Raw genomic sequence first — 21,400 nt, forward strand, 5'->3', positions numbered from 1 at the left:
ATGTCCGCTTCCAGCAGTTCGCAAAAATTCATCGCGCGCAATCGTGCGCCGCGTGTGCAAATCGAGTACGACGTCGAGGTCTACGGCTCGGAGAAAAAGGTCGAGCTGCCGTTCGTGATGGGCGTGCTGGCCGACCTGTCCGGCAAGCACCCGGTGGAGCCGCTGCCGGCGGTATCGGATCGGCGGTTCCTCGACATCGATATCGACAATTTCGATGAGCGCATGAAGGCGATCCGTCCGCGCGTCGCGTTTGCCGTGCCGAACACGCTGACGGGTGAAGGCCAGATGATGGTCGACATGACCTTCGAGAGCATCGAGGACTTCTCGCCGGCCGCCGTCGCCCGAGAGGTCGAGCCGTTGCGCCGGCTGCTCGAAGCACGTACACAGCTCGCGAACCTGCAGACCTACATGGACGGCAAGTCGGGCGCCGAGGCGCTCGTTACCCAGTTGCTGCACGACCCGGCGCTGCTCAAGTCGCTGGCCGCCGCACCGAAGCCCGCGCGCCACGAAGGCGAGGCGGATGACCAGAGCGAAGCGAACTGACCGACGAAACGATCGAGGATGACCACCATGGCGAAACAGCACGCACAAGCCGATCAAGCTCAGACGGCCACCCAGTCCGACTTTACGCAGCTGCTCGAACGGGAGTTCCGCCCGAAGACCGAGCAGGCACGCGAAGCGGTCGAATTTGCGGTCCAGACGCTCGCCGAGCAGGCGCTGACGCAATCGACCACGATCAGCGATGATGCGTACAAGAGCATTGCCGCGATCATCGCGCAGATCGACCACAAGCTCTCCGAACAGATCAATCTGATTCTCCACCACGACGACTATCAGGCGCTGGAGTCGGCGTGGCGCGGTTTGCATCACCTTGTGTCGAACACGGAGACGGACGAGCACCTCAAGATTCGCGCGCTCGATGTCTCGAAGAACGAACTGCATCGCACGATGCGCCGATACAAGGGCATCGCGTGGGACCAGAGCCCGCTCTTCAAGCAGCTCTACGAGCAGGAATACGGCCAGCTCGGTGGCGAGCCGTACGGCTGCCTGGTCGCCGACTACTATTTTGACCATACGCCGCCCGACGTCGACCTGCTGGGTTCGATCGCGAAGGTCTCCGCGGCCGCGCATACGCCGTTCGTCACGGGCGCGGCACCGTCGGTGCTGCAGATGGAGTCGTGGCAGGAGCTCGCGAACCCGCGCGACCTGACGAAGATTTTCACGCAGAACCTCGAATACGCGGCATGGAATTCGCTGCGGAACACCGAGGATGCGCGCTACGTCGGGCTCGCAATGCCGCGCTTCCTCGCGCGCCTGCCGTATGGTGCGAAGACCAATCCGGTCGACGAGTTCGATTTCGAGGAAGACACGAACGGCTCGGATCACAGCCGCTACGGCTGGGCGAACGCCGCGTATGCGATGGGCGTCAACATCAACCGCTCGTTCAAGCAGTATGGCTGGTGCTCGCTGATTCGCGGCGTCGAATCGGGCGGCACGGTCGAGAACCTGCCGTGCCACACGTTCCCGACCGACGACGGCGGGGTCGACATGAAGTGTCCGACCGAGATCGCGATCTCGGACCGCCGCGAGGCCGAACTGTCGAAGAACGGCTTCATTCCGCTCGTGCATCGCAAGAACACCGATCACGCGACCTTCATCGGTGCGCAGTCGCTGCAAAAGCCGGCCGAATATCACGACGCGGATGCGACTGCCAACGCGAACCTGTCGGCACGCTTGCCGTATCTGTTCGCATGCTCGCGCTTCGCGCATTACCTGAAATGCATCGTGCGCGACAAGATCGGCGCGTTCAAGGAGCGTGAGGACATGCAGCGCTGGCTCAACGAATGGGTCATGCACTACGTCGACGCGGATCCGGCCAACTCGTCGCAAGACACCAAGGCGCGCCGTCCGCTCGCGGCAGCGGAAGTCCTCGTCGAAGACGTCGAGGGCAATCCCGGCTACTACCAGGCGAAATTCTTCCTGCGTCCGCACTTCCAGCTCGAGGGGTTGACGGTTTCGCTGCGGCTCGTCACCAAGCTGCCGTCGATCAAGGAAGCGGCCTGATAGAGAAGCTTGGCCCTCTCGGGTCGGGCATCGGACCTCTTTCTCTCGTGGCGCCCGACCTGTTTTCACTCACTCTAGGAGCATTGGCATGGCACAAGACATTTTCCTGAAGATCGACGGCATCAACGGCGAATCGCTCGACGACAAGCACAAGGACGAGATCGAAGTCCTGAACTGGGACTGGGAGATCCTGCAGGAATCGACGATGCACGCGGGCAGCGGCGGCGGTGCCGGCAAGGCGACGGTCAAGGATCTGACGTTCGAACACAACATCGATCGCGCGAGCCCGAACCTGATGAAGTATGCGCTGACCGGCAAGCATATCGACCAAGCGACGCTCGTGATGCGCAAGGCCGGTGGCAACCCGCTCGAGTACCTGAAGCTCACGATGAGTGACGTGATCGTTACGCGCGTGAAGCCGTCGGGCAGCAAGATGGACGCCGAGAAGAGCCGCGAAACGGTGTCGCTGTCGTTTGCGAAGGTGAAGCAGGAGTACGTCGTGCAGAACGCGCAGGGCGGCAGCGGCGGTGCGGTGACGGCCGGCTTCGACATCAAGGGCAACAAGGAAGCGTAAGCCCGCGAGATGCCGCGCGTCGGAGGAAATTTGCTTTCTCCGCGCGCGGGCGCATCCCGCGGTCCATCAAGGTGAAATCTGAATGCGTTCGATCCTGACTGTCGCCCCGCTCGCCAGCGTCGTGCTGCTTTCCGCCTGTGCGGGCGGCGAGTCCAAACCGAAGGAAGCGATCCGGCTTGAAATGACTGTCGACGCAAAGGCCGACGTCAATCCCGACGACCGCGGACGGGCCGCGCCGATTGTCGTGCGCGTCTACGAACTGAAGAACGACAACGCCTTCAAGGCGGCGGACTTCTTCACGCTGCAGACCCAGGACAAGACGGTACTGGGTGACGACGTCGTGAAGCGCGACGAAGTGCAACTGCGGCCCGGCGAGCATCGGACCATTGCCCGGCGCCCGGATTCGGAAACGACCGCCATCGGCGTGATTGCGGCTTATCGCGACTTGCCGAACTCGGTGTGGCGGACGGTGTACACGATGCCGATCGCACCCGACAAAGCGTGGTACCGCTTCTTCACGCCGAAGCTGAAACTGAAGATCGATCTCGACGCAAAGGCCGTCAGGATCGAGGAAGCCAAGAAATGAATTACGTCGCGCAACGCAACGGACGGTACGTATGAGCTGGTATGCCAAGGTCGCCTGGCAGGAAGGGTTGTTTTTCCGTCCGCAACTGTTCCAGCAACAGGATCGTTATCTGGAGAAGTACGCGCACATGCGCGCGGCGCCGCTGTCGCCGTTCTTTTTCGGTTTTGCGCACTACGCACTCGATCTGGAATCGCTCGCGCTCGGCAAGGTGATCGTCAAATCCGCCGCCGGCGTGTTCGCCGATGGCTCGCCGTTCGATGCGCCGGGCAACACGCCGCTGCCGCCTCCGTTGACGATCCGACCGGAACATCTCGATCAGGTGATCTATCTGGCGGTACCGGTCCGACTGCCGAACTGCGAAGAGACGACGTTCGAGAACACCTCGGATTCGCTGGCGCGTTACCTCGTGTTCGATACCGAGTTGCGCGACACGAATTCGATCGGCCTCGCCCCCGAGTCCGTGCAGCTTTCGAACCTGCGATTGCGCCTGCTGCCCGAGAAGGAGCTCGGTGATGCGTGGATCGGCCTCGCGCTCACAAGCGTGAAAACGATACGCGCGGATGGCAGCATCGAGCTCGACAACACGCTCGTGCCACCTGTTTCGGGTTATGGGGCGAGCGACCTGCTGACCAGCTGGGTCACGAAGATTCACGATCTCGCGCGGTTGCGTGCGAATGCGCTGGCACAACGACTGGCGGGCGCCGACGACACCACCGCGAGTGCGGCAACGGTCACGGATTACCTGCTGCTGCAGATCTTGAACCGGTACGAGCCGCTGCTGCAGCACATGCTGCACGTGCCGACCACGTCGCCCGCGGATGTCTATGCGCTGCTGATCGGCATGGCGGGCGAGCTGTCGACCCATTTGCGCACGGATACGCGTCGGCCGCTCGATACGCATCCGCCGTATCAGCATACGACGCCGCATCTGTGCCTGAAGCCGATCGTCGACGACACGCATCGGCTGCTCAACGCTGTGTTGGTGCGGAGTGCACAAAGCATTGCTCTCGAGGATCGGGGGCACGGTATGCGCAATGCGGTGATCGATCCGGTCGACATGCGGGGGTTTACTGCACTGGTCCTGGCCGTACATGCGGCGATGCCGCCCGATGTGCTGAAGCAGCAGTTTCTCGCACAGGCGAAGGCGGGGCCTTCGGAGAAACTGCCGAGCCTCGTGCGCAGTCACCTGCCGGGTATCAGCCTGCAGGCGCTTCCGGTGCCGCCACGGCAGATTCCGTTCAATGCGGGATACATCTACTACGAGTTGACCCAGGGCGGACCGATGTGGGAGGAAGTCGTGCGCCACGGTGGCGTTGCGCTGCACGTGGCGGGGGATTTTCCTTCGTTGAAGCTGGAGCTTTGGGGTGTGCGCGCGTAGGAGCGACGGGTTTGGGACGAAGGGACCGCTGTGAGCGGTCGGTGGTTCGATTGAATCAACGGAGGTGTCGAGATGGCTCTATTTGACGTACCACGAACACTCTCGGTTTCGGGCGCGGCCCTGCCGATGTATGGCGATCACCCGATCCTTACGCCGGTGAAGCTCACCGGCAGGGAAACGATCGGTGAGCTGTTCGAGTACGTACTCGAGTTGAAAACGCCGGATGCGCTCGCGTTCTCGCAGAGCATTGCGGCCAACATCCAGCTCGACAAGATGATCGGCACCGAAATAACGGTTTTAATCCAGATCGACGGCAAGGGGCACTTCATTCGCGGCCTTGTTGGCGATGCAGGGCTGGCCAACATCGGAGCAGGAACGCGCGAAATCACCGGAATCGTGAGTCGCGCTGAAATTTTGCGCGAGGACGGTCGTTCGATCGTTTACGCGCTTACGCTGCGGCCGTGGCTCTGGCACGCAACCAAGAATTGCGATTGCCGAATCTTTCAGGATATGTCGGTGATCGAGATTACGGATGCGGTGCTATCGGCTTATCCGTTTCCCGTCGACAAGCGGCTTACCACGCCACGCCCGAACAAGGCGTGGCCAAAGCGCGATATTCAGCGGCAGCACCGCGAAAGCGATTGGACGTTCCTGCAGCGGATCTGGGAAGAATGGGGCATCTTCTATTTCTTCGAGCATAGCGAAGGCAAGCATCGGCTTGTGCTCGTCGATTCGCTGGGCGCGTTTCAGCCTCTCGGTGACGCGTATGCGACGATTCTCTACCAGGCACCGAGCGCCAGGCGCATCGACGAAGAGCACATTCACGATCTGTCGGTGTCGCATGCGCTGACGACAGGCGCCGTGACCAGCGTCGACTATGACTACACGTGGCCGCGGGCGGATCTGCGGATCGAGCGCGAGGACCCTCGCGACACGGGGCTCGCCCATCAGGAACATTACACGTGGGGCGACCATGCGCAGCCCCAGGCGGGAGCGGCGGGTCTGTCCGGCGACCACAACGATCCGCGCACCGAGGCGGAATACCTGACGATCGTGCAGATGCAGGCTTACCGATGCCAAGGGCTCAGGGCATCGGGCAAAGGCAATCTGCGCGGTGTCGTGACCGGGCAAACATTCGTGCTGTCGCACTACCCGCAGACTGCGGCCAATCGCGAGTATGCGGTCATTGACAGTACGCTGACGATCGAGGAGATCGGGGAGGCGTCGGGTGCCGGTCAGCGCTACCGTTGCGAAGCGCATTTTACGTTGCAGCCGTCCAATGAACCTTTCCGGTTGCTTCGCACGATCGAGAAGCCGCGCGTTGCCGGCGTCGAGTATGCGGTGGTGACGTGCCCGGAGAATCAGGAAATCTGGACCGACGCATACGGTCGCGTAAAACTCCAGTTCCTGTGGGACCGCCTCGGAAAGAACGATGAGCGTTCGAGCTGCTGGGTACGTGTTGCCGGGGCATGGCACGGCGATCAGTTCGGCGGGATATTCCTGCCGCGCCGCGGGCATGAGGTCGAAGTCGCGTTCGTCAACGGCGATCCGGACTTGCCGATCATCGTCGGAAGTGCGACGAACGCATTCAACATGCCACCGTTCGCGCTACCGGAAAACCACGCGCTGGCCGGTTTCCGCAGCCGCGAAGTCGAGGGTCGGCGGGCGAACACCCTGGCTTTCGACGATACCAACGGAAAGATCCAGGCGCATCTGTCGAGTGATGAAGGCAGCTCGCAACTAAACCTCGGCCATGTCACTCGCATCGCAGGCAATGCCGGTAGGCAGGACGAGCGTGGCCGGGGTGCCGAACTGCGCACGGACGGGCATGGAGTGTTTCGTGCCGGACAGGGCATGCTGCTCACGACCGAAGCTCGGTTGAACGCGCAGGCCCATATGACGGACATGGGCGAAACGACCGCTCGGCTGGAGGAGGCCGAACGCGGGCAGTCCGCGCTCGCCCAACTGGCGCAGCAGGCAACCGCGCAAGAGGCAGGCAGCCATCAGGAAACTGTCGCGAACGCGCTGGCCCGACAGAACGCCGCAATACGCGGCACGCGCGGTGAAGCCGACAGAGACGGCTTTACGGAGCTGGAGACGCCGCAGATCGTCGTTGCCGGCGCCGCCGGCATCCACACTACGACTCCTGCGACGACCCATATCGCGAGCGGTCAGCATATTGCGCTCACCAGCGGTGAGCATATCGCCGCATCCGCGGACGGCAGTGTTCTGGTCAGCGCGCGGGATGCGGTGCGCTTCTTCTCGGCTCGCGGCGGCATGAAAGCCGTGGCGGCAGATGGAGACATCGATATTCATGCGCTTCAGAAGGCAATCAATCTGCTGGCCTTGCTCGAGGTCAACGTGACCAGCGACACAATCCATATCAAGGCGAAAAAGAAACTGGTGCTGAACGGGGGAGGTAGCTATATCGAACTCGAACAAGGCAGCATCAAGAGCGGAACCAGTGGCGTTTGGCTAGCACATGCGGCCAACCATTTCTTCCCGCAGCCGGACGAGGTGCCCGTCGAGTTGCACGTTCCCAAGGTATGTATCGAGTGCCTGATGAAAGCCGCGAAGACGGGCGCTTCGGTCGTCCCGAGACTCTGAGGTTAGGTCATGTCTACAGAGCAGCACGCTGAAAAACTTTACGGCCTGGTCGACGGCGCCCAGTACCCGGAGGCACTCGCTCCCTGGGTGCTCGAATATTCGCCCGAAGTGCGTTCATTGTTCGAAGGGTTGCCGGAGGAAGAAGCCGGCAACGCGGCCCCGATCCTGTTCGAGATGAATGATGCCGATAGCGAATGGGCGCGCCAGATCGATCTCATGGATCAGTATCGGCCATGCCTCACTGTGATACGGAGCGCGCTGAGCATCGATGAGCTCAACGCGCATCTGCAGCGTTTTCTATTTGCGGACATCGGCGATGGCATGCAAGTTCTGCTGCGCCTGTTCGATCCGCGGTCGCTCCCATCGATTCTGGATGTTTGCGGCAAGGAGGTGCGAGCGGGGATTACGTATCCGATGTCCATGTGGATGTACCGCGGCGGCCATATGGAATGGCAGCGCGTCGAAATCGATGAGCATAAACACGGTGTCGATGTCGGGCAAGTCGATGTTTTGCTTGCGCAGCAACAACTCGATGAACTGGAACAACGCGATGAGCCTTACGCGCTAGTGGGCGAGATGGTCGACCTTGGGCTGATCGATGAGACGCAGCCGTACGCGGTGAATTATCAGGATTTTTTGCGCAGATATAACCGGGCAGTTGACTTTGGCCTTGCATCGCGGGCGGATCGCCACGCGTTTTGTGTGACTTCGTTCCAGTACGGAGAGTCATTTGATCAGCAAAACGAGATCCGATTTGCGATTCGGTCGAGCGTAACGGGAAAGACACCATTGGTGCAGCAGTTTGAACGGGTACCTGCATACATCTGGCGGAAGCTTGCGGGTGATTTCGAGAAGCACGTGAGCGGAATCGCCGCAAGGATGGCTGAGGAATGATAGTGACAATTTTCGGAAATTCGATTCATTTTTCAACGGTAGAAATGGAGAGGATATTGGCCAATGGCGAACACACCAAGTTGATTGATTGTGGCTGGCACTGGAAAAACGAAATATCGCGATGAAAATCCCTACTCAGAATCGTATCGTTGCCCTGTTCATGACAGGGTTGTTGCTAACGATGGTTGGTTGCTGGGATGCAAACGAGAGCAATCCAGGAGATGTAAGCGGCTACAACTACACCGATTACTACATTGCACGGTTTCGCGTTGCTAATGAAGGTCAGGATCTCTGGGCGGGCGGCCCGAATATTTTTCCGAAGGAGCAAGGAGCAGAGCGTTCGGGTGGAGGAGGGTTCATGTGTTGTATCGGCATCCCCAGCCACTGGCGCCCTGATATGAAGCTAGTTGTCAAGTGGAGGAGAGATACACATCCCTATGATGATGATCGAAGCGGCGATCGGTGGCTTACGGCAACGACAGAAGTACCCCCGTACGATCCTCGCACTGCTGGGCTTGTGGTGCATTTCTTGCCAGGTGACCGGATTCGCGTTCAGGTTAGGAATAAGGGGAAGTTTCTCGAAAGAATCGATGACCATGATCCTTACATCGCGCAGGGAGTATTGGATCCGGATCTGAACAAAAATAAGGAGTACACGAGATGAGCGTAAATCGCTGGTCGAGGCCACTCAACGAGACAGGGCGTTTAGTCGGAAGCGAAGCCGCCGGATTGATCGGTAGGATTGCGCTGGCAGGTGAGCAGAGCCACTCTCCGATGCCAATATCTGGTCGTACGTTCCTGAAGAAAAAAAGCGGGATCTTTTTGATGAAAATCCCCGTTATGAATCGTCTCGTCGCCCTGTTTGTGACAGGACTGTTGCTAACGATGGTCGGATGCTCGGATGCGAACGAGAGCAATCCAGGAGATGTAAGCGGCTACAACTACACCGATTACTACATTGCACGGTTTCGCGTTGCTAATGAAGGTCAGGATCTCTGGGCAGGCGGCCCGAATATTTTCCCGAAGGAGCAAGGCGAGGTGCGTTCGGGGGGGGGCGGGGGCATGTGTTGTATCGGCATTCCCAGCCACTGGCGTTCCGGCATGAAGCTTGTGATCAAGTGGAAAGTTGACAAGATTCAAGATGGCGCGACGCCGGGTAAATGGTACACAGCAACGGCAGAAGTCCCTCAATACGATCCTCGTACTGCTGGGCTCATCGTGCATTTTCTTCCTGGTGACCGGATTCGCGTGCAGGTTAGGAATAAGGGGAGGATTCTCGAAAGCATCGACGATCATGATCCGTACATCGCGAATGGGGTACTGGATTCTGATCTGAACGAGAATAAGGAGAATGCGCAATGAGCGTCATTCGCTGGCCGGAGCCATTCAATGAGAAAGGGCGTTTCGCCGAAGGTAAGGCTGCCAGACTGATTGGTAAAAGTACACTGGCAGGTGAACCGTCCGGCTGTCCGCAGACGTTGCACGTCAATCTGTTTTTTGACGGTACGAACAACAACGAGTATTGGGACACCAAGAACAAAGAGAAACCAACGCATACGAACGTCGCAAGGTTGTACTACGCATGTAGTAACAAACCATTGGCCGGAGAGTATCGGTTCTACATACCTGGCGTCGGTACCCCATTTCCAGAAATCGGTGAGGATGAGTTCACGTCGATTGGCAAGGCAATGGCATACGGCTTCGGCATGCGCGTTGCATGGGGTTATACCCGTGTGCTGAACGCGCTGTATGACGCGATGACGAGGGACATCCTGCTGGATGAGCCCGACGCTCGCGCCTTGTGCTCGCTGATTGACGACGAAGTCATGGCCTCCAATAGCAATCTGGCCAATGCTGCCCGCACGGTGTCTCCGGCGCTTCGTTCGGTCGGCACGGTGGCAAAGGCTGCCCGACTGTACTACCGTCACCAGTCACAGTCCAAACTGGAGCGTCTGCATGGCGAACTGTCAGCGGTTCAGAAGAAACAAAGTGGCCCCGGGGGGCAACTCAATCGTTCGATCAAGAAAGTATGGGTGAACGTTATCGGCTTTTCGCGTGGTGCGGCCGGGGCGCGGGTATTCGTCAACCGGCTTATCAACACGTGGGCGAAGGGGGGAGTGATTGCAGGTGCGATTCCCTACGAGGTCAACTTCCTGGGGTTGTTCGATACCGTCGCATCGGTGGGCATTCCCGACACTGCAACGGCCGCGCTCAACCTTGATGAACTCGACGGACACTGGGCGTGGACGGCTGACGGTGCACTTAACGTACCCGAGTCGGTCAGGAAATGTGTGCACTTCTTCTCCATCCACGAACAGCGGATGAGTTTCCCGCTTGACTCCATTCGGGAGAAGCAGAGCTATCCAGGCGGTGAATCGCGCAGAACCGAGGTCGCGTATCCGGGCGTGCATTCGGACGTTGGCGGCGGCTATCGGGTGGGTGAAGAAGGCAAGGCCCGAGACGGCGAAGGCAGCAAGCTCAGTCAGATTGCCTTGCACAACATGTATATCGAAGCGTTGAAGGCTGGCATGCCGTTGATCGTCCAAGGCGATATTAGCAGGCGCGATGATCTGATGAAAGATTTCTCATTGTCGCCGTTACTTGTTCGCACCTTCAACGAATGGCTCTCAACCGTCAATCAAAAACCCCTCGACAGCATTGAAACGGCAATGCGTGCAGGCATGGGACAGTCGCTCGAGTGGCGTACCTTGCGCGCAGACTATGGCAATCCGCAGGCATACGTCACGGCGCAGGAATTCTTCCGCAGCGCGCCCGAGGACGACGTCACGCCCTACGGACTGGAGAGGCGGATCGCGGGCAAAGCGGTTTCGTCCTCGCGGCTTGACAACCTCAAGCGCGAGAAGAGCCGACTCGAGGCACAAAAGTCAGGCCTCGACGCAGCGGCGCTGAGCATGCCTGCGATTCCGGCACTTGCGAATCCATTCAAGAAGAGGGCGGCCGAACTCGGCGAACAGATCAAGAAAAAGGATGCCGAGATCCTGACAGCCGCGGCAGGAAAATCTCCTCGGCCCGGCGAGGGTACGACGGACGTCATGACCAACGACAAGACCGACCTTCTGGAAGCTTCGGAAGAGTTCCGGCTCTTGCTGGCGTACCTGTATCCCGATCGACGATCGCGCTGGCAGGTGTACTGGTCGAAGACGCCGGGGGAAGCCGTGAAGGTGAAGTTTGGACCGATCGGGACGGCGGTTGCGCTGGAGCAGAACGTCAATGCCTATTACCTGACGGTTGACCGGAAGGACGTCCCCTCCAAACGCAGGCAAGGGTCGAAAATCGTCTGGATGGGGGAGCGCGACCGGGTGATACAACTGTTCGGCGCGGTCGCCTCGTATCAGCCGATATTGGACTTTGTCCTCGCGCCGCGCCCGGAGATGCTGCCATTTCTGCTTGAACACACGTCCGACGAGGCGGTACGAAAGTTACCTCCCGCCGCGATCCGGTTGCTGGACGATTACGTTCACGATAGTCGTGCGTGGTTCCGCGTGCCCTATTTCCATGAATATGCGCCGGGCGGTTACGGTTGGGCACGGACGTTCTTCGTTGGCAACGACAGACGAGTTCGGTCGCTCGGCCTGAAAGACAATGCCGCGGGCATTGCCGCTGAGCGTGAACGAACGGCGGCGGCGGATCGTGGAAATTTCATCGTAGAGGAATCCAGATCATTGCCGCCACCTCTCAAGGTCGACTTCAGCAGCTTTCCGCGCATGTAAGCGTGCATTCTCGAACAAACACCATGTCTACTAGCATTGCAGTCGTCGGTGACGCGACCGACCATGGCGGCCGGATCATCACCGGTTCCGAAACACATCAGATTCGCGGCAAGAAGATCGCGCGCCTGTACGACCTGGTCGATTGTCCGGCGATTTACCCGGACGGACGCCCACACGGCATCAACAAGATTGTCGAGGCGCATCCGACGCTCAGCATGGGCGGGCGGCATGTCGCGTTGCACGGCCACCGCACCGAATGCGGTTGCAGGCTGATTGCCGCGTCGACGGTCAAGGTGGGGCGCTGACCATGTCTACCGTGAGAAAGTCCAACGGGCCCGTAGATGGCATGCATGCAGCCCCCGAAGGTCAGGAGGCGTTGACAGAAGCGTTGAACCGGAAGGACGAAACGCCCCTGGATCGACCTGCTGAGCCGCGCGAAAGCTTGGCTCAGCGTCTGGACAAGATCAAGGCTGCGCGAAATCCGCTGCTGGAAGCGTCCCGCGTTCTGTTGCGAGCCCAGGCCGATATGCCTTACATGCTTTCGGCCGGTGAGGCGACGCGCTTGCGTGACCTGCTGGCGAGCGAAATCCACGCCTTTGACAAACTCTGTACGCAAGCGAACATCCGCCGAGATCATGCGCTTGGCGCAAGCTATTGTCTCTGCACGGCATTGGACGAGGCCGCCATGCAGACGGCCTGGGCACGCGGCAACTCGCTCGAGGCCGTGTGGGTGCAGAAGAGTCTGGCGGCGACCTTCCATCGGGATGTCGAGGGTGGGACGAAGGTATATCTGCTGATCGGGCGTTTGCTGCAGGATTCCGAAGAGCATCGCGATCTGCTGGAAGTCATCTATCGGGTATTGAGCCTCGGTTTTGAAGGCCAGTACCGTGGCGTGCCTCGACAACACGCTGCTGTACGCCAGCGCGTCTACAACGAGATCATGCGCGGCCGTGAGCCCGTGCCCCAGGCATTGTCGCCGAACTGGAAGCCCCATGATCGAAAGCGCCACATGTCGTTGTTCGAGTTTCCGGTATGGGTGACGGCTACCGTATTGTCGATCGTTCTGCTGGGAATCTTCGGTTGGTTCAAATATGAACTAGTGAGCCGGAGTAACGCCGTGCAGATGCAGATCGCCGACATCGGTCGGATGACACCGCCACCCGCACCACCGCAATTGCATCTGAAGCAACTGCTCAAGGACGAGATCGCAGTACGCACCGTGAGCGTTGACGAGGACGCGCGTCACAGCGTGGTGACGTTCCGAGGTGATGCGATGTTCCTGCCCGGCGGCGTCACGATCAAAAGTGCAATGGCGCCGCTCATTGCGAAGATCGCGGGAGAAATCGTGAAAGTGCCAGGCAAGGTCACCGTCCTGGGTTACACGGACAACCAGCCAATCCGTAGTCGTCAGTTCCCGTCGAACGGGGCGCTGTCGGAGGAGCGGGCATCCCAGGTCATGCAGATGCTGCAAGGTGCCGGCGTGCCGGCCAACCGCCTTGAGGTGGTGGGCAAGGGCGACGCCGATCCGATCGGGGACAACCGCACCGCCCAGGGCCGCGCGCAGAACCGGCGCGTCCAGATCGTCGTCGCGCAATAGACAGGATTCGTTTCCCAGATAAGACATGAAAAAGTATCTGCCGTTTTTTGTATCGCGCGCATTTCTCGCGTTCCTTGCGCTGGTCGTCGTTGCGTTGGTGATCTGGTTCGTCGGTCCGTTCTTTGCATTCGGTGGCCTCAAGCCGCTTGCTGCAGCCGGCGTGCGCGTGCTGCTGATCGTTCTGTTGATGGTGGGTGTATTGCTCTGGCTCGCAGGCAAGCCGACGAGCATCGTGTTTGTTACGCTGTTGTGTTTGCTGATCTGGTATGCGGCACCGCTGCTGTCGTTCGGTCATGCGTCACCGTTCGAACCTGTGTCGGCGCGACTTGCCACGATCGCGCTGGTGGTGACCCTCTTTGTCCTTTTCTGGGCGATCCGAACCTGGCGCAAGATGCAAGAGGACGAGGCCTTCTTGAAGAAGGTGCTTCATTTCGGCGCGAAGAAGGTGGATTCGCCAGCTGCACCACGGTTGAAAAAGGTCGAAGCAATCGTTACGGCCGCGCTGGTGCGGTTGAGGTCGATGCGCACCGGCGCGCGCGGACTGGGCAAGTTGTTTCAGGGCAAGCGCTATCTTTATGAACTGCCCTGGTACGTCACATTAGGTTCAAGCGGTGCAGGAAAGACGAGCATGCTGCTCAATGGCGGGCTGGCGTTTCCGATCGCAGAGCAGATGCAGCGCGCAGCCGGAACATCGGCGGACGAAGCGGCTTCCGTCGACTGGTGGCTCACGAATGACGCCGTGCTGATCGACACGGTCGGTTACTACACGCGTCATGGAACCTCGGAGGTTATGGACGCCGACGTCCCGGCTGAAGCAGCTGACAAGTCGGTTGCCGAGGAGCGCGGCGACGACGGGCCAGCAGAAGCGCGTGACCACGGTGGGGTCGAGGCATCCGCCGTTTCCCAGGCGGCGAGATCGAAGTCGGGTGCGAATACCGCTTCGATTAGCGGAGATACCAGAGGGTGGCACGAAACACTCGACCGCGGGGAATGGCTGGGTTTTCTCGGCATGTTGCGCCGACATCGGCCTCGTGCCCCGATCAATGGGGTGTTACTCGTGGTCGACGTCGCCACACTGACGAACTCGGATGAACAGAAACGCATCGCCGAAGCGGCCGCGTTGCGCGCGCGCCTCGATGAACTGCGCAGTGAGCTGGGAATTCGCTTTCCTGTCTATGTACTCGTCACGAAGATGGACCGTCTGACGGGATTTGTGGAGTATTTCAGCGATCTGGCGACGGAGAGTCGCGCACAGGCATGGGGGGTAACGTTGCCGTATGGCAAGGACGCCATTGAAAAGTCGCGTTTGCATGTGCGCTACCGAGATGAACTGATGCAGCTGTCAGGGCGATTGTCTGACATGGTCCATTCGCGATTTCAGGATGAAGGCGAAACCATCAAGCGCCGACAGCTCGTTGCGTTGCCGGAAGCGTTCTCCGCACTGATCGTTCCGCTCGTCGACCTGATTGACCGTGTGTTCCTCGATTCCCGATACGACGATACCCAGCTTCATTCGACGCTGCGTGGCGTTTATTTCACGAGCGCGCAGCAAGACGGGAACCTCGTTATCGCGGAACGCGACACGGTCGTGCAACGTCTTGCGCCGCAGCACGGGCAGGGCGGCGGCGCCGACACGCATGAAGGCAACCGGAGCTTTTTCCTGCACGACGTCCTGACCCGCGTCGTGTTTCCGGAAGCGCATCTTGTCAGTCCCAACCTGCGCTGGGAGTACCGGTACCGGCTGCTGCGCGTGATCGGACATGCACTCGCGTTGCTGCTTTTCGTCTGGCTCGCGTTCGGGTTGCGCGTGAGCTTTGGCAGCAACAGCGAGTATCTCGACGCCGTCGGCCGCAAGGTCCACGCATTGGCGGCCCACGTGACGCAGCTGTACAAGGCGCCCAAGCCGGAGGCCGTACCCGATGTGCTGACCGAAGCGCACTATTTGCCGACGTATCCGAATCTGGACCTATCCGATCCCGGCAGCACGTGGCGCTACGGTCTCTATACCCCACCGGACATCGTGACGGAGAGCGGTCGCACCTACGACGCGCTGGAGGACAACCTGCTGGTGCCGCAGATCGTGCGCCGGATGGAAGACGTGATGTCCCGGGCAATTGCCAACAAGGATCCGAAGGCCGCCTACGATGCGCTGCGCGTCTACTTGATGCTTTACAACAACGCGAAATTCAATGCTGGCGACGTCAAGGCGTGGGTACTCGACGATTGGGCGAAGAATGACAGCGCGGCAATTTTCGGCGGCCGTGCTTCGATGATCGATCACGTGCAGCAGCTGTTCTCCGGCGATCGCGTCGTGAAGTCGCCGTTGATCCGCAACGATGCGCTGATCCAGCAGGCTCGCTCGTTCCTCGACGGCAGCAACGCGACCGACCGCCTGTATCAGCGCGCAAAGGCGGCGATGCAGCAGGAGGCACCGGACGAGTTCACGCTGTTGCGTGCCGTCGGACCGCAAGCCGGCACCGTGTTCACGCGGGTGAGCGACCAGCCGCTCTCGCGCGGTGTGCCGGGTCTCTTCACGTTCGACGGGTACCGCAACCTGTTCGACAAGCGGCTTCCGGAATTCGTCCAGATCGCGCGCGACGACGATGCGTGGGTGATGGGTCGCTCGTATCTCGGCGAGGCTCAAAAAAAAACGGCTGAGATCGTGAGCAAGGCGACCGGGCGGGACGATGCGCTGACGGATGCGGTCCGTCGCGAGTACCTGGTGGAGTACGCGCGGCAGTGGGACGCTTTTCTCGGCGACATCCGGACGGTGAGCGGCACGAGCCTCGCGTTCAACCTTCAGGTGTTGCGCGGCTTCGCCGCCCCCGACTCGCCACTCGCGAGGCTTGCCCGCGCGGCCGTGCACGAAACGACCCTCACGGCTGCGGCGACCGGATCGGACGGTTCATTTCTTCAGAAGGCGGCCGACCAGCTCAACCAGAAGGCCGACAAGGTGCTCGGCATCCGCGCATCGGAACGTGTCGAACGCGAGCTCGTCGACAGCCAGTTCGCTGCGCTGCGCGAGGTCGTGACGGGCAATGCCGACTCGCAGGCCGACTCCCGGGCGACGGCCGCGCAAGCCGGCACGACGGGACTCGACGGCGTGACCAACCTGTTGAACGATTACTACACGGCGCTCACGGTTTCCGACAATGCATTGTCGAACAACAGCATGCCGCCCGCGACCGATACCGGTGCGAAGCTCAAGATGAGCGCCAACACGATGCCTGCGCCTTTCCGGGCAGTGCTGCTGCAACTCGCTGCGGACGGCTCCCGCGAAGTCAATCAGGGGATCGGCCAACTGCTGTCCCGGCAGATGCAGGCAGTCGTCGGCGACGCGTGTCGGCTCTCCATCGAGGGCAGCTATCCGTTTTCGCCCGACAGCAAGCGTGACGTCAGCATCGACGACTTCACCCGGGTGTTCGCGCAAGGAGGCGTGATCGACGATTTCTTCGCGAAGACGCTTGCGCCGTTCGTCGATACGTCCGCGAAACCGTGGCGTTATCGGACGCTGCCCGGCGCGACCGAGCCTGTCCAGGGGCCCGACCTGGAGCCGTTCGAGCATGCGAAGGCGATTCGCGACGTGTTCTTCAATGACCCGGGCCACAAGCAGCTTACGTGGAAGGCCGACATCCGCATTCCTGAACTGGATCCCACGATCACGAGCCTGTCACTCGACATCGACGGCCAGAGCTCGCTCTATCGGCATGGCCCGGTGGCACCCTTCACGGTGTCGTGGCCGGGGCCGCGCGGTGGTGTTCACACGGAGATCACGGCCAGTCCGCGCATTCGGCCGGATACGTCGACGATCGTGGCCGACGGACCGTGGGCGCTGATGCGGTTGTTCCGGAGAGGGCAGGTTGTCGAGACGGCCACGCCCGGACGTACCCGCGTTGCATTCGACTTCGATGGTCGCAAGGCGGTGCTCGACATTGAGAGCACGGGAAGTGTCGCGAATCCGTTGACGAGCGATGTGTTGAAGACATTCCGCTGCCCGACCTCGATGCCGGTATTCAATTTGTCCGATAGCGGACCGCCTCCGGGGTTGCCGCGCGGCGCGATGCCGACGAGCCCGGCAGGCGTCTTCCAATGAGCCGCGAGGAGCCTGCGAAGTGACGACTTCGACTACCGATTCGAGGAACCAGACCGGGTTGCCGGTGTCTCCATCGCTTGCCGCGCGACTGAGGGCTGCCGAACTAGCGGTGAATCCGTTGCTTGAATCCGCACACGTGTTGTTGCGCGCGCTGGCCAGCACACCCGCCTCACTGGATCCTGAAGCTGTCGTGTATCGACGGCAATGGCTGGAACACGAGCTCAGGCTGTTCACGCGTGTCTGCAACGAGCTGAAGCTTCGATCCGGGCACGTGGTTCGCGCGAGTTATTGCCTGTGCACCGCGCTCGATGAAGCAGCGATGAAGACGTGTTGGGGAAAGGGCGAGGCAGCAGGGCGGGACTGGCAGTCAAACAGCCTGGCGCTCGCGTTGGGCCACGATCGGCAGGGCGGTGATCGGGTGTTTCGATTGATCGATGAGGCGATGGAGAGCCCGCGCGAGCACCTCGACCTGATCGAGTTGTTTCAGAACATCCTCGATCTCGGATTCCAGGGGCGCTATCGCTTCGCGAGCGAAGGTGCGACGCGCTTGTTGAACATCCGCGAGCGGGTGCATGACGTCGTGATGACGGGCGGACTCGGGTTAGTTCACGACATTGAACCGATTCGGCTGCCCCGACAAACCGCAGTTGATCCTTGGGTGCGCCCTGTGACGGCGCGGCGACCGCGCCGGTGGATTCTCGTCGGCCTGATCGTTGCGTTGTTGCTGGCGGCGATCGGATATGCCGCTGTCGGCCATTGGGCGGACAGCTCGCAACCCGCTTCGGCGACGGCCTCTCTCGATGCGCTGACGGTGCAGCTCGGATCAAGTTTGCGCGATGAAATTGCAGCGGGGAATGTCGATTTGCATCGCGATGTCGCGACGAACACGCTGACACTCAGGTTCAACGGCATGTATGGGTCCGGCGACGTGATGGTGGCGCCGTGGTGGGCTTCGATGATGGCTTCGATCGGTCGGACGATTGCCGCGTCGGCACCATCGGCGCACGTCCGCGTCGTCGGCTACACCGACGCGATACCGGCGGATACGACGCGTCAGGGTGGCAATCAGGTGCTGTCCGAAGCCCGTGCCCGGCAGGTCGCGCAGATTCTCGTGGCGTCCGGTGTGCCACAGGAACGCATCAGCGTAGCAGGACAGAGCGATGCCGATCCGCTGGCCGACAACGGCTCGAAGGAAGGGCGCGCGAGAAACCGTCGCGTCGAAGTGACCGTATCGAATTGATGCAGGAAACCGAACATGTTTGGCGCGAGGCTCGATAAACTGCAACGCAATGGGTGACCGCCATTCGTCGTAAGGCTTCAATGGGTGCGGCACCGGGCACCATCGAGGCGCCCGGTGCCGTTCCGACGCATGCGCCGGTCAGGTCTGGATCGTGTTCATCACGTTGGCCGGCGTGATGAGATCGAACACCACGGTTTCGGGAATCGCGGTGGCGCTGGTGCCGGTCAGGCAGACCCTCGCCGCACTGCTGATCGACCTCGGCCGATACGACAACGCGATCGACACGCTTCACGCGTCGCTCGGCGGCGACGACCCGAATCGCAACCTGTACATGAATTTCAAAGGCAACGGTTGGGCGTATTTCGGGCTGACGCAGGCGTATGAACGCAAGGGGATCGAGAACCTGACGCCCGACCAACGGAGGGACTACGACAGCGCACGGAAGCGGCTCGCCGAATACTGTCCACCGGGCAGTGACGCATGCGCGTTGTCGCTCGACCGGATGCAGGCGGGCCGTGCCGGCCGGCTGAATTGTTTCGCAAATCGATTTTTATATTCAAATAATTAAACCAATCAACACCGATTATTTCGTATTGATTAAATTGACATTACAATATGTAATGTTATATCTTGATTGCCCAAAAACAATCGAGAGAAAACAAAGTGGCAATAAACGACGTGCTTCAAAAAAGCCGCCGCTGGTCGGCCATCGTCGCGTGGTCGGTATTCGCCGGACTGGCCGGCACCGCGTCGGCCAATACCGAGCCGGCGCAGCCGACGCAACCCAAGCAGGCGCGCATGCCTCGCGTGCCGCAGAATCTGCCCGTGTCGCCCGAGCAGGCGCAGTACAACCTGCCGCTCAGCGAGCAGGATCGCGCGGCGCTGACCAGGCCTTCGCAGCTCAAGCAGTCGGCCACGCGCAGCAAGCGCAGCACGTCGGGCGTCGATTGCCGCGACATGTCGGTGATGACCCAGTATCGCGGCGCGGCACTCGCCGATTACATCGCGGATCTTCCTGATTACGAATGCCATTACGGCCTGTTCTCGGTCGATAAAGCGCAGGCCACACAGATCTTCAATGCCGAAAACGTGCACGCTGTCGCGAGTCGTTTTGTGCAGGAAATCTATCAATACGATGCGAGCAATTTGATCCTGGTCAATTTGCTGATTTATCTGCGTGCCGCTTATTACCAATATGATGTATCGGGCATCGCGAACCCGATTCCGAATCTCGCGGTGTCGCTGCGCCCGTATATCAAGCAAAGCCTGGAGGGCGATGCGCTCTATCGCGACAATTCGCGTGCGCCGAGCACCGCGAACGAGCTGATGAAGCTCATCACGAACATGCGGGACGAAGCGTACTACCTGCCGACGCTGAAGAACCGCATCGCGTCCTACACCGTGAGCGCGGCGAATCCGCAGGCGGCGGCGCCGCTGCTGCAGCGCAGTGCGGCAGGCGGCTTCACCGGCTTGCTCACGGTGTTCTTCTACGCGCACCAGCGCAGCGGCGCGCAGCCGATGCTCGACAGCGACGCGACGCTTCCGGAGACGCTCAACCGCTTCGTCACCGCGAACCGCGCGAGCCTGTCGAACACGAGCGCCGCCTATCAGCTGGCCGACGCGGCGCGCGAAACGTTTCGCTTCCTCCGCTATCCGACGCAGAAGCCGCGCGTGAAGAAAATGATCCAGGACCTGCTCGCGTCGACGAGCATGACGGGCGCGGACAGCGATCTCTGGCTCGCGGCGGCGGAAGCGGTCGACTACGGCGATCCGGGCAACTGCGCGGACTACGGCACCTGCGACTACAAGAAGCGGCTGGCCGACGCGGTGCTCTCGAATCGCTACGCATGCAACGCGGGCGTGCGCATTCTCGCGCAGGACATGACGATGCCGCAGTTGCAGTCGGTCTGCACGGCGGTCGCGCGGCAGGACGACTACTTCCACCGGATGATGAAGACCGGGCGCAAGCCGGTCGCGGGCGATCGCAACGACACGATCGAACTCGTCATTTTCGATGACTACGCGAACTATCGAAAATACGCGTCGGTGATCTACGGCATCAGCACCGACAACGGCGGCATGTATCTCGAGGGCGATCCGTCCGCGCCCGGCAACCAGGCGCGCTTCATCGCGCACGAGGCATCGTGGCTGCGGCCCGAGTTCAAGGTGTGGAACCTCGAGCACGAGTTCACGCACTATCTCGACGGCCGCTACGACATGGCGGGCGACTTCTCGGTGAGCACCGCGAAGCCGACCGTGTGGTGGATCGAAGGCGTCGCCGAGTATCTGTCGAGAAAGAACGACAACCAGGAGTCGATCGACGCGGTGCGCACGGGCGCGTACCGGTTCTCGGACGTGCTCGGCACGCGTTACTCGTCGAGTGACTACGTCACGCGCGCGTACCGGTGGGGCTACATGGCGACGCGCTTCATGTTCGAGCGCCATCGCGCGGACGTCGACACGATCGTGTCGCGCTTCCGGGTGGGCGATTACGACGGCTACGCAAACCATGTCGCGTACATCGGCAATCGCTACGACACCGAGTTCGCTGACTGGGCGCGCAGCGCGACGACGGCGGGCGAGCCGACGGTGCCGGCGAAGCGCTGACCGGCACGGGCCGGCGCCGCGTGATCGGG

General features: G+C 60.8%; 16 protein-coding genes. All 16 read left to right on the forward strand.

The window, feature by feature from the left end; genetic code table 11:
• The 16 genes from tssB (at position 1) to ACTRWB_RS32365 (ending at position 21,371) form a co-directional block, all read left to right on the forward strand.
• Entirely contained in the window at positions 1 to 543 is a 543-nt protein-coding gene (gene tssB / locus ACTRWB_RS32290) for a type VI secretion system contractile sheath small subunit (RefSeq protein ID WP_446904266.1), read from the forward strand.
• A gap of 27 nt (positions 544 to 570) precedes the next feature.
• Positions 571 to 2,064, forward strand: a complete 1,494-nt coding sequence (gene tssC, locus ACTRWB_RS32295; RefSeq protein WP_446904267.1) for a type VI secretion system contractile sheath large subunit — start codon at positions 571 to 573, stop codon at positions 2,062 to 2,064.
• An 88-nt stretch (positions 2,065 to 2,152) separates the two neighbouring features.
• On the forward strand, positions 2,153 to 2,638 hold the full coding sequence (locus ACTRWB_RS32300) for an Hcp family type VI secretion system effector (RefSeq protein ID WP_048249919.1): 486 nt from the start codon (positions 2,153 to 2,155) through the stop codon (positions 2,636 to 2,638).
• Between the two features lie 82 nt (positions 2,639 to 2,720).
• Positions 2,721 to 3,224, forward strand: coding sequence for a type VI secretion system lipoprotein TssJ (gene tssJ / locus ACTRWB_RS32305; protein ID WP_446904268.1), 504 nt, complete (start codon positions 2,721 to 2,723; stop codon positions 3,222 to 3,224).
• A 31-nt stretch (positions 3,225 to 3,255) separates the two neighbouring features.
• Positions 3,256 to 4,602, forward strand: a complete 1,347-nt coding sequence (gene tssK / locus ACTRWB_RS32310) for a type VI secretion system baseplate subunit TssK (protein ID WP_446904269.1) — start codon at positions 3,256 to 3,258, stop codon at positions 4,600 to 4,602.
• A gap of 72 nt (positions 4,603 to 4,674) precedes the next feature.
• Positions 4,675 to 7,209: a type VI secretion system Vgr family protein gene (locus tag ACTRWB_RS32315; RefSeq protein ID WP_446904270.1), complete on the forward strand. Its 2,535-nt coding sequence runs from the start codon at positions 4,675 to 4,677 to the stop codon at positions 7,207 to 7,209.
• A 9-nt stretch (positions 7,210 to 7,218) separates the two neighbouring features.
• On the forward strand, positions 7,219 to 8,103 hold the full coding sequence (locus ACTRWB_RS32320) for a DUF4123 domain-containing protein (RefSeq protein WP_446904271.1): 885 nt from the start codon (positions 7,219 to 7,221) through the stop codon (positions 8,101 to 8,103).
• 121 nt (positions 8,104 to 8,224) lie between these two features.
• Positions 8,225 to 8,767, forward strand: coding sequence for a DUF3304 domain-containing protein (locus ACTRWB_RS32325; protein WP_446904272.1), 543 nt, complete (start codon positions 8,225 to 8,227; stop codon positions 8,765 to 8,767).
• Positions 8,764 to 9,465 carry a DUF3304 domain-containing protein gene (locus tag ACTRWB_RS32330; RefSeq protein ID WP_446904273.1) on the forward strand — a complete coding sequence of 234 codons (702 nt, stop codon included), beginning with the start codon at positions 8,764 to 8,766 and terminating at the stop codon, positions 9,463 to 9,465. Before ACTRWB_RS32325 ends, ACTRWB_RS32330 begins: the two co-directional genes overlap by 4 nt.
• Positions 9,462 to 11,834 (forward strand): T6SS phospholipase effector Tle1-like catalytic domain-containing protein, encoded by a 2,373-nt coding sequence (locus ACTRWB_RS32335; protein WP_446904274.1) that lies wholly within the window; start codon positions 9,462 to 9,464, stop codon positions 11,832 to 11,834. Before ACTRWB_RS32330 ends, ACTRWB_RS32335 begins: the two co-directional genes overlap by 4 nt.
• A 23-nt stretch (positions 11,835 to 11,857) precedes the next feature.
• Positions 11,858 to 12,139 carry a PAAR domain-containing protein gene (locus tag ACTRWB_RS32340; RefSeq protein WP_446904373.1) on the forward strand — a complete coding sequence of 94 codons (282 nt, stop codon included), beginning with the start codon at positions 11,858 to 11,860 and terminating at the stop codon, positions 12,137 to 12,139.
• Positions 12,140 to 12,180: 41 nt separating this feature from the next.
• Positions 12,181 to 13,431: a type VI secretion system protein TssL, long form gene (gene tssL / locus ACTRWB_RS32345; RefSeq protein WP_446904275.1), complete on the forward strand. Its 1,251-nt coding sequence runs from the start codon at positions 12,181 to 12,183 to the stop codon at positions 13,429 to 13,431.
• 25 nt (positions 13,432 to 13,456) lie between these two features.
• Positions 13,457 to 17,524: a type VI secretion system membrane subunit TssM gene (gene tssM, locus ACTRWB_RS32350; RefSeq protein WP_446904276.1), complete on the forward strand. Its 4,068-nt coding sequence runs from the start codon at positions 13,457 to 13,459 to the stop codon at positions 17,522 to 17,524.
• 19 nt (positions 17,525 to 17,543) lie between these two features.
• A complete protein-coding gene (gene icmH / locus ACTRWB_RS32355; RefSeq protein ID WP_446904277.1) occupies positions 17,544 to 18,764 on the forward strand; it encodes a type IVB secretion system protein IcmH/DotU in 1,221 nt (406 codons plus the stop codon).
• A 163-nt stretch (positions 18,765 to 18,927) separates the two neighbouring features.
• Positions 18,928 to 19,332 carry a hypothetical protein gene (locus ACTRWB_RS32360; protein ID WP_446904278.1) on the forward strand — a complete coding sequence of 135 codons (405 nt, stop codon included), beginning with the start codon at positions 18,928 to 18,930 and terminating at the stop codon, positions 19,330 to 19,332.
• Between the two features lie 110 nt (positions 19,333 to 19,442).
• Positions 19,443 to 21,371 carry a collagenase gene (locus tag ACTRWB_RS32365; protein ID WP_446904279.1) on the forward strand — a complete coding sequence of 643 codons (1,929 nt, stop codon included), beginning with the start codon at positions 19,443 to 19,445 and terminating at the stop codon, positions 21,369 to 21,371.
• Positions 21,372 to 21,400: the final 29 nt, after the last annotated feature.

It is taken from the genome of Burkholderia sp. YIM B11467 (assembly GCF_052952715.1).

Coding starts and splice junctions, on each gene's coding strand:
- tssB (WP_446904266.1), top strand. CDS start 1: ATGTCCGCTTCCAGCAGTTCGCAAAAATTCATCGCGCGCAATCGTGCG.
- tssC (WP_446904267.1), top strand. CDS start 571: ATGGCGAAACAGCACGCACAAGCCGATCAAGCTCAGACGGCCACCCAG.
- ACTRWB_RS32300 (WP_048249919.1), top strand. CDS start 2,153: ATGGCACAAGACATTTTCCTGAAGATCGACGGCATCAACGGCGAATCG.
- tssJ (WP_446904268.1), top strand. CDS start 2,721: ATGCGTTCGATCCTGACTGTCGCCCCGCTCGCCAGCGTCGTGCTGCTT.
- tssK (WP_446904269.1), top strand. CDS start 3,256: ATGAGCTGGTATGCCAAGGTCGCCTGGCAGGAAGGGTTGTTTTTCCGT.
- ACTRWB_RS32315 (WP_446904270.1), top strand. CDS start 4,675: ATGGCTCTATTTGACGTACCACGAACACTCTCGGTTTCGGGCGCGGCC.
- ACTRWB_RS32320 (WP_446904271.1), top strand. CDS start 7,219: ATGTCTACAGAGCAGCACGCTGAAAAACTTTACGGCCTGGTCGACGGC.
- ACTRWB_RS32325 (WP_446904272.1), top strand. CDS start 8,225: ATGAAAATCCCTACTCAGAATCGTATCGTTGCCCTGTTCATGACAGGG.
- ACTRWB_RS32330 (WP_446904273.1), top strand. CDS start 8,764: ATGAGCGTAAATCGCTGGTCGAGGCCACTCAACGAGACAGGGCGTTTA.
- ACTRWB_RS32335 (WP_446904274.1), top strand. CDS start 9,462: ATGAGCGTCATTCGCTGGCCGGAGCCATTCAATGAGAAAGGGCGTTTC.
- ACTRWB_RS32340 (WP_446904373.1), top strand. CDS start 11,858: ATGTCTACTAGCATTGCAGTCGTCGGTGACGCGACCGACCATGGCGGC.
- tssL (WP_446904275.1), top strand. CDS start 12,181: ATGCATGCAGCCCCCGAAGGTCAGGAGGCGTTGACAGAAGCGTTGAAC.
- tssM (WP_446904276.1), top strand. CDS start 13,457: ATGAAAAAGTATCTGCCGTTTTTTGTATCGCGCGCATTTCTCGCGTTC.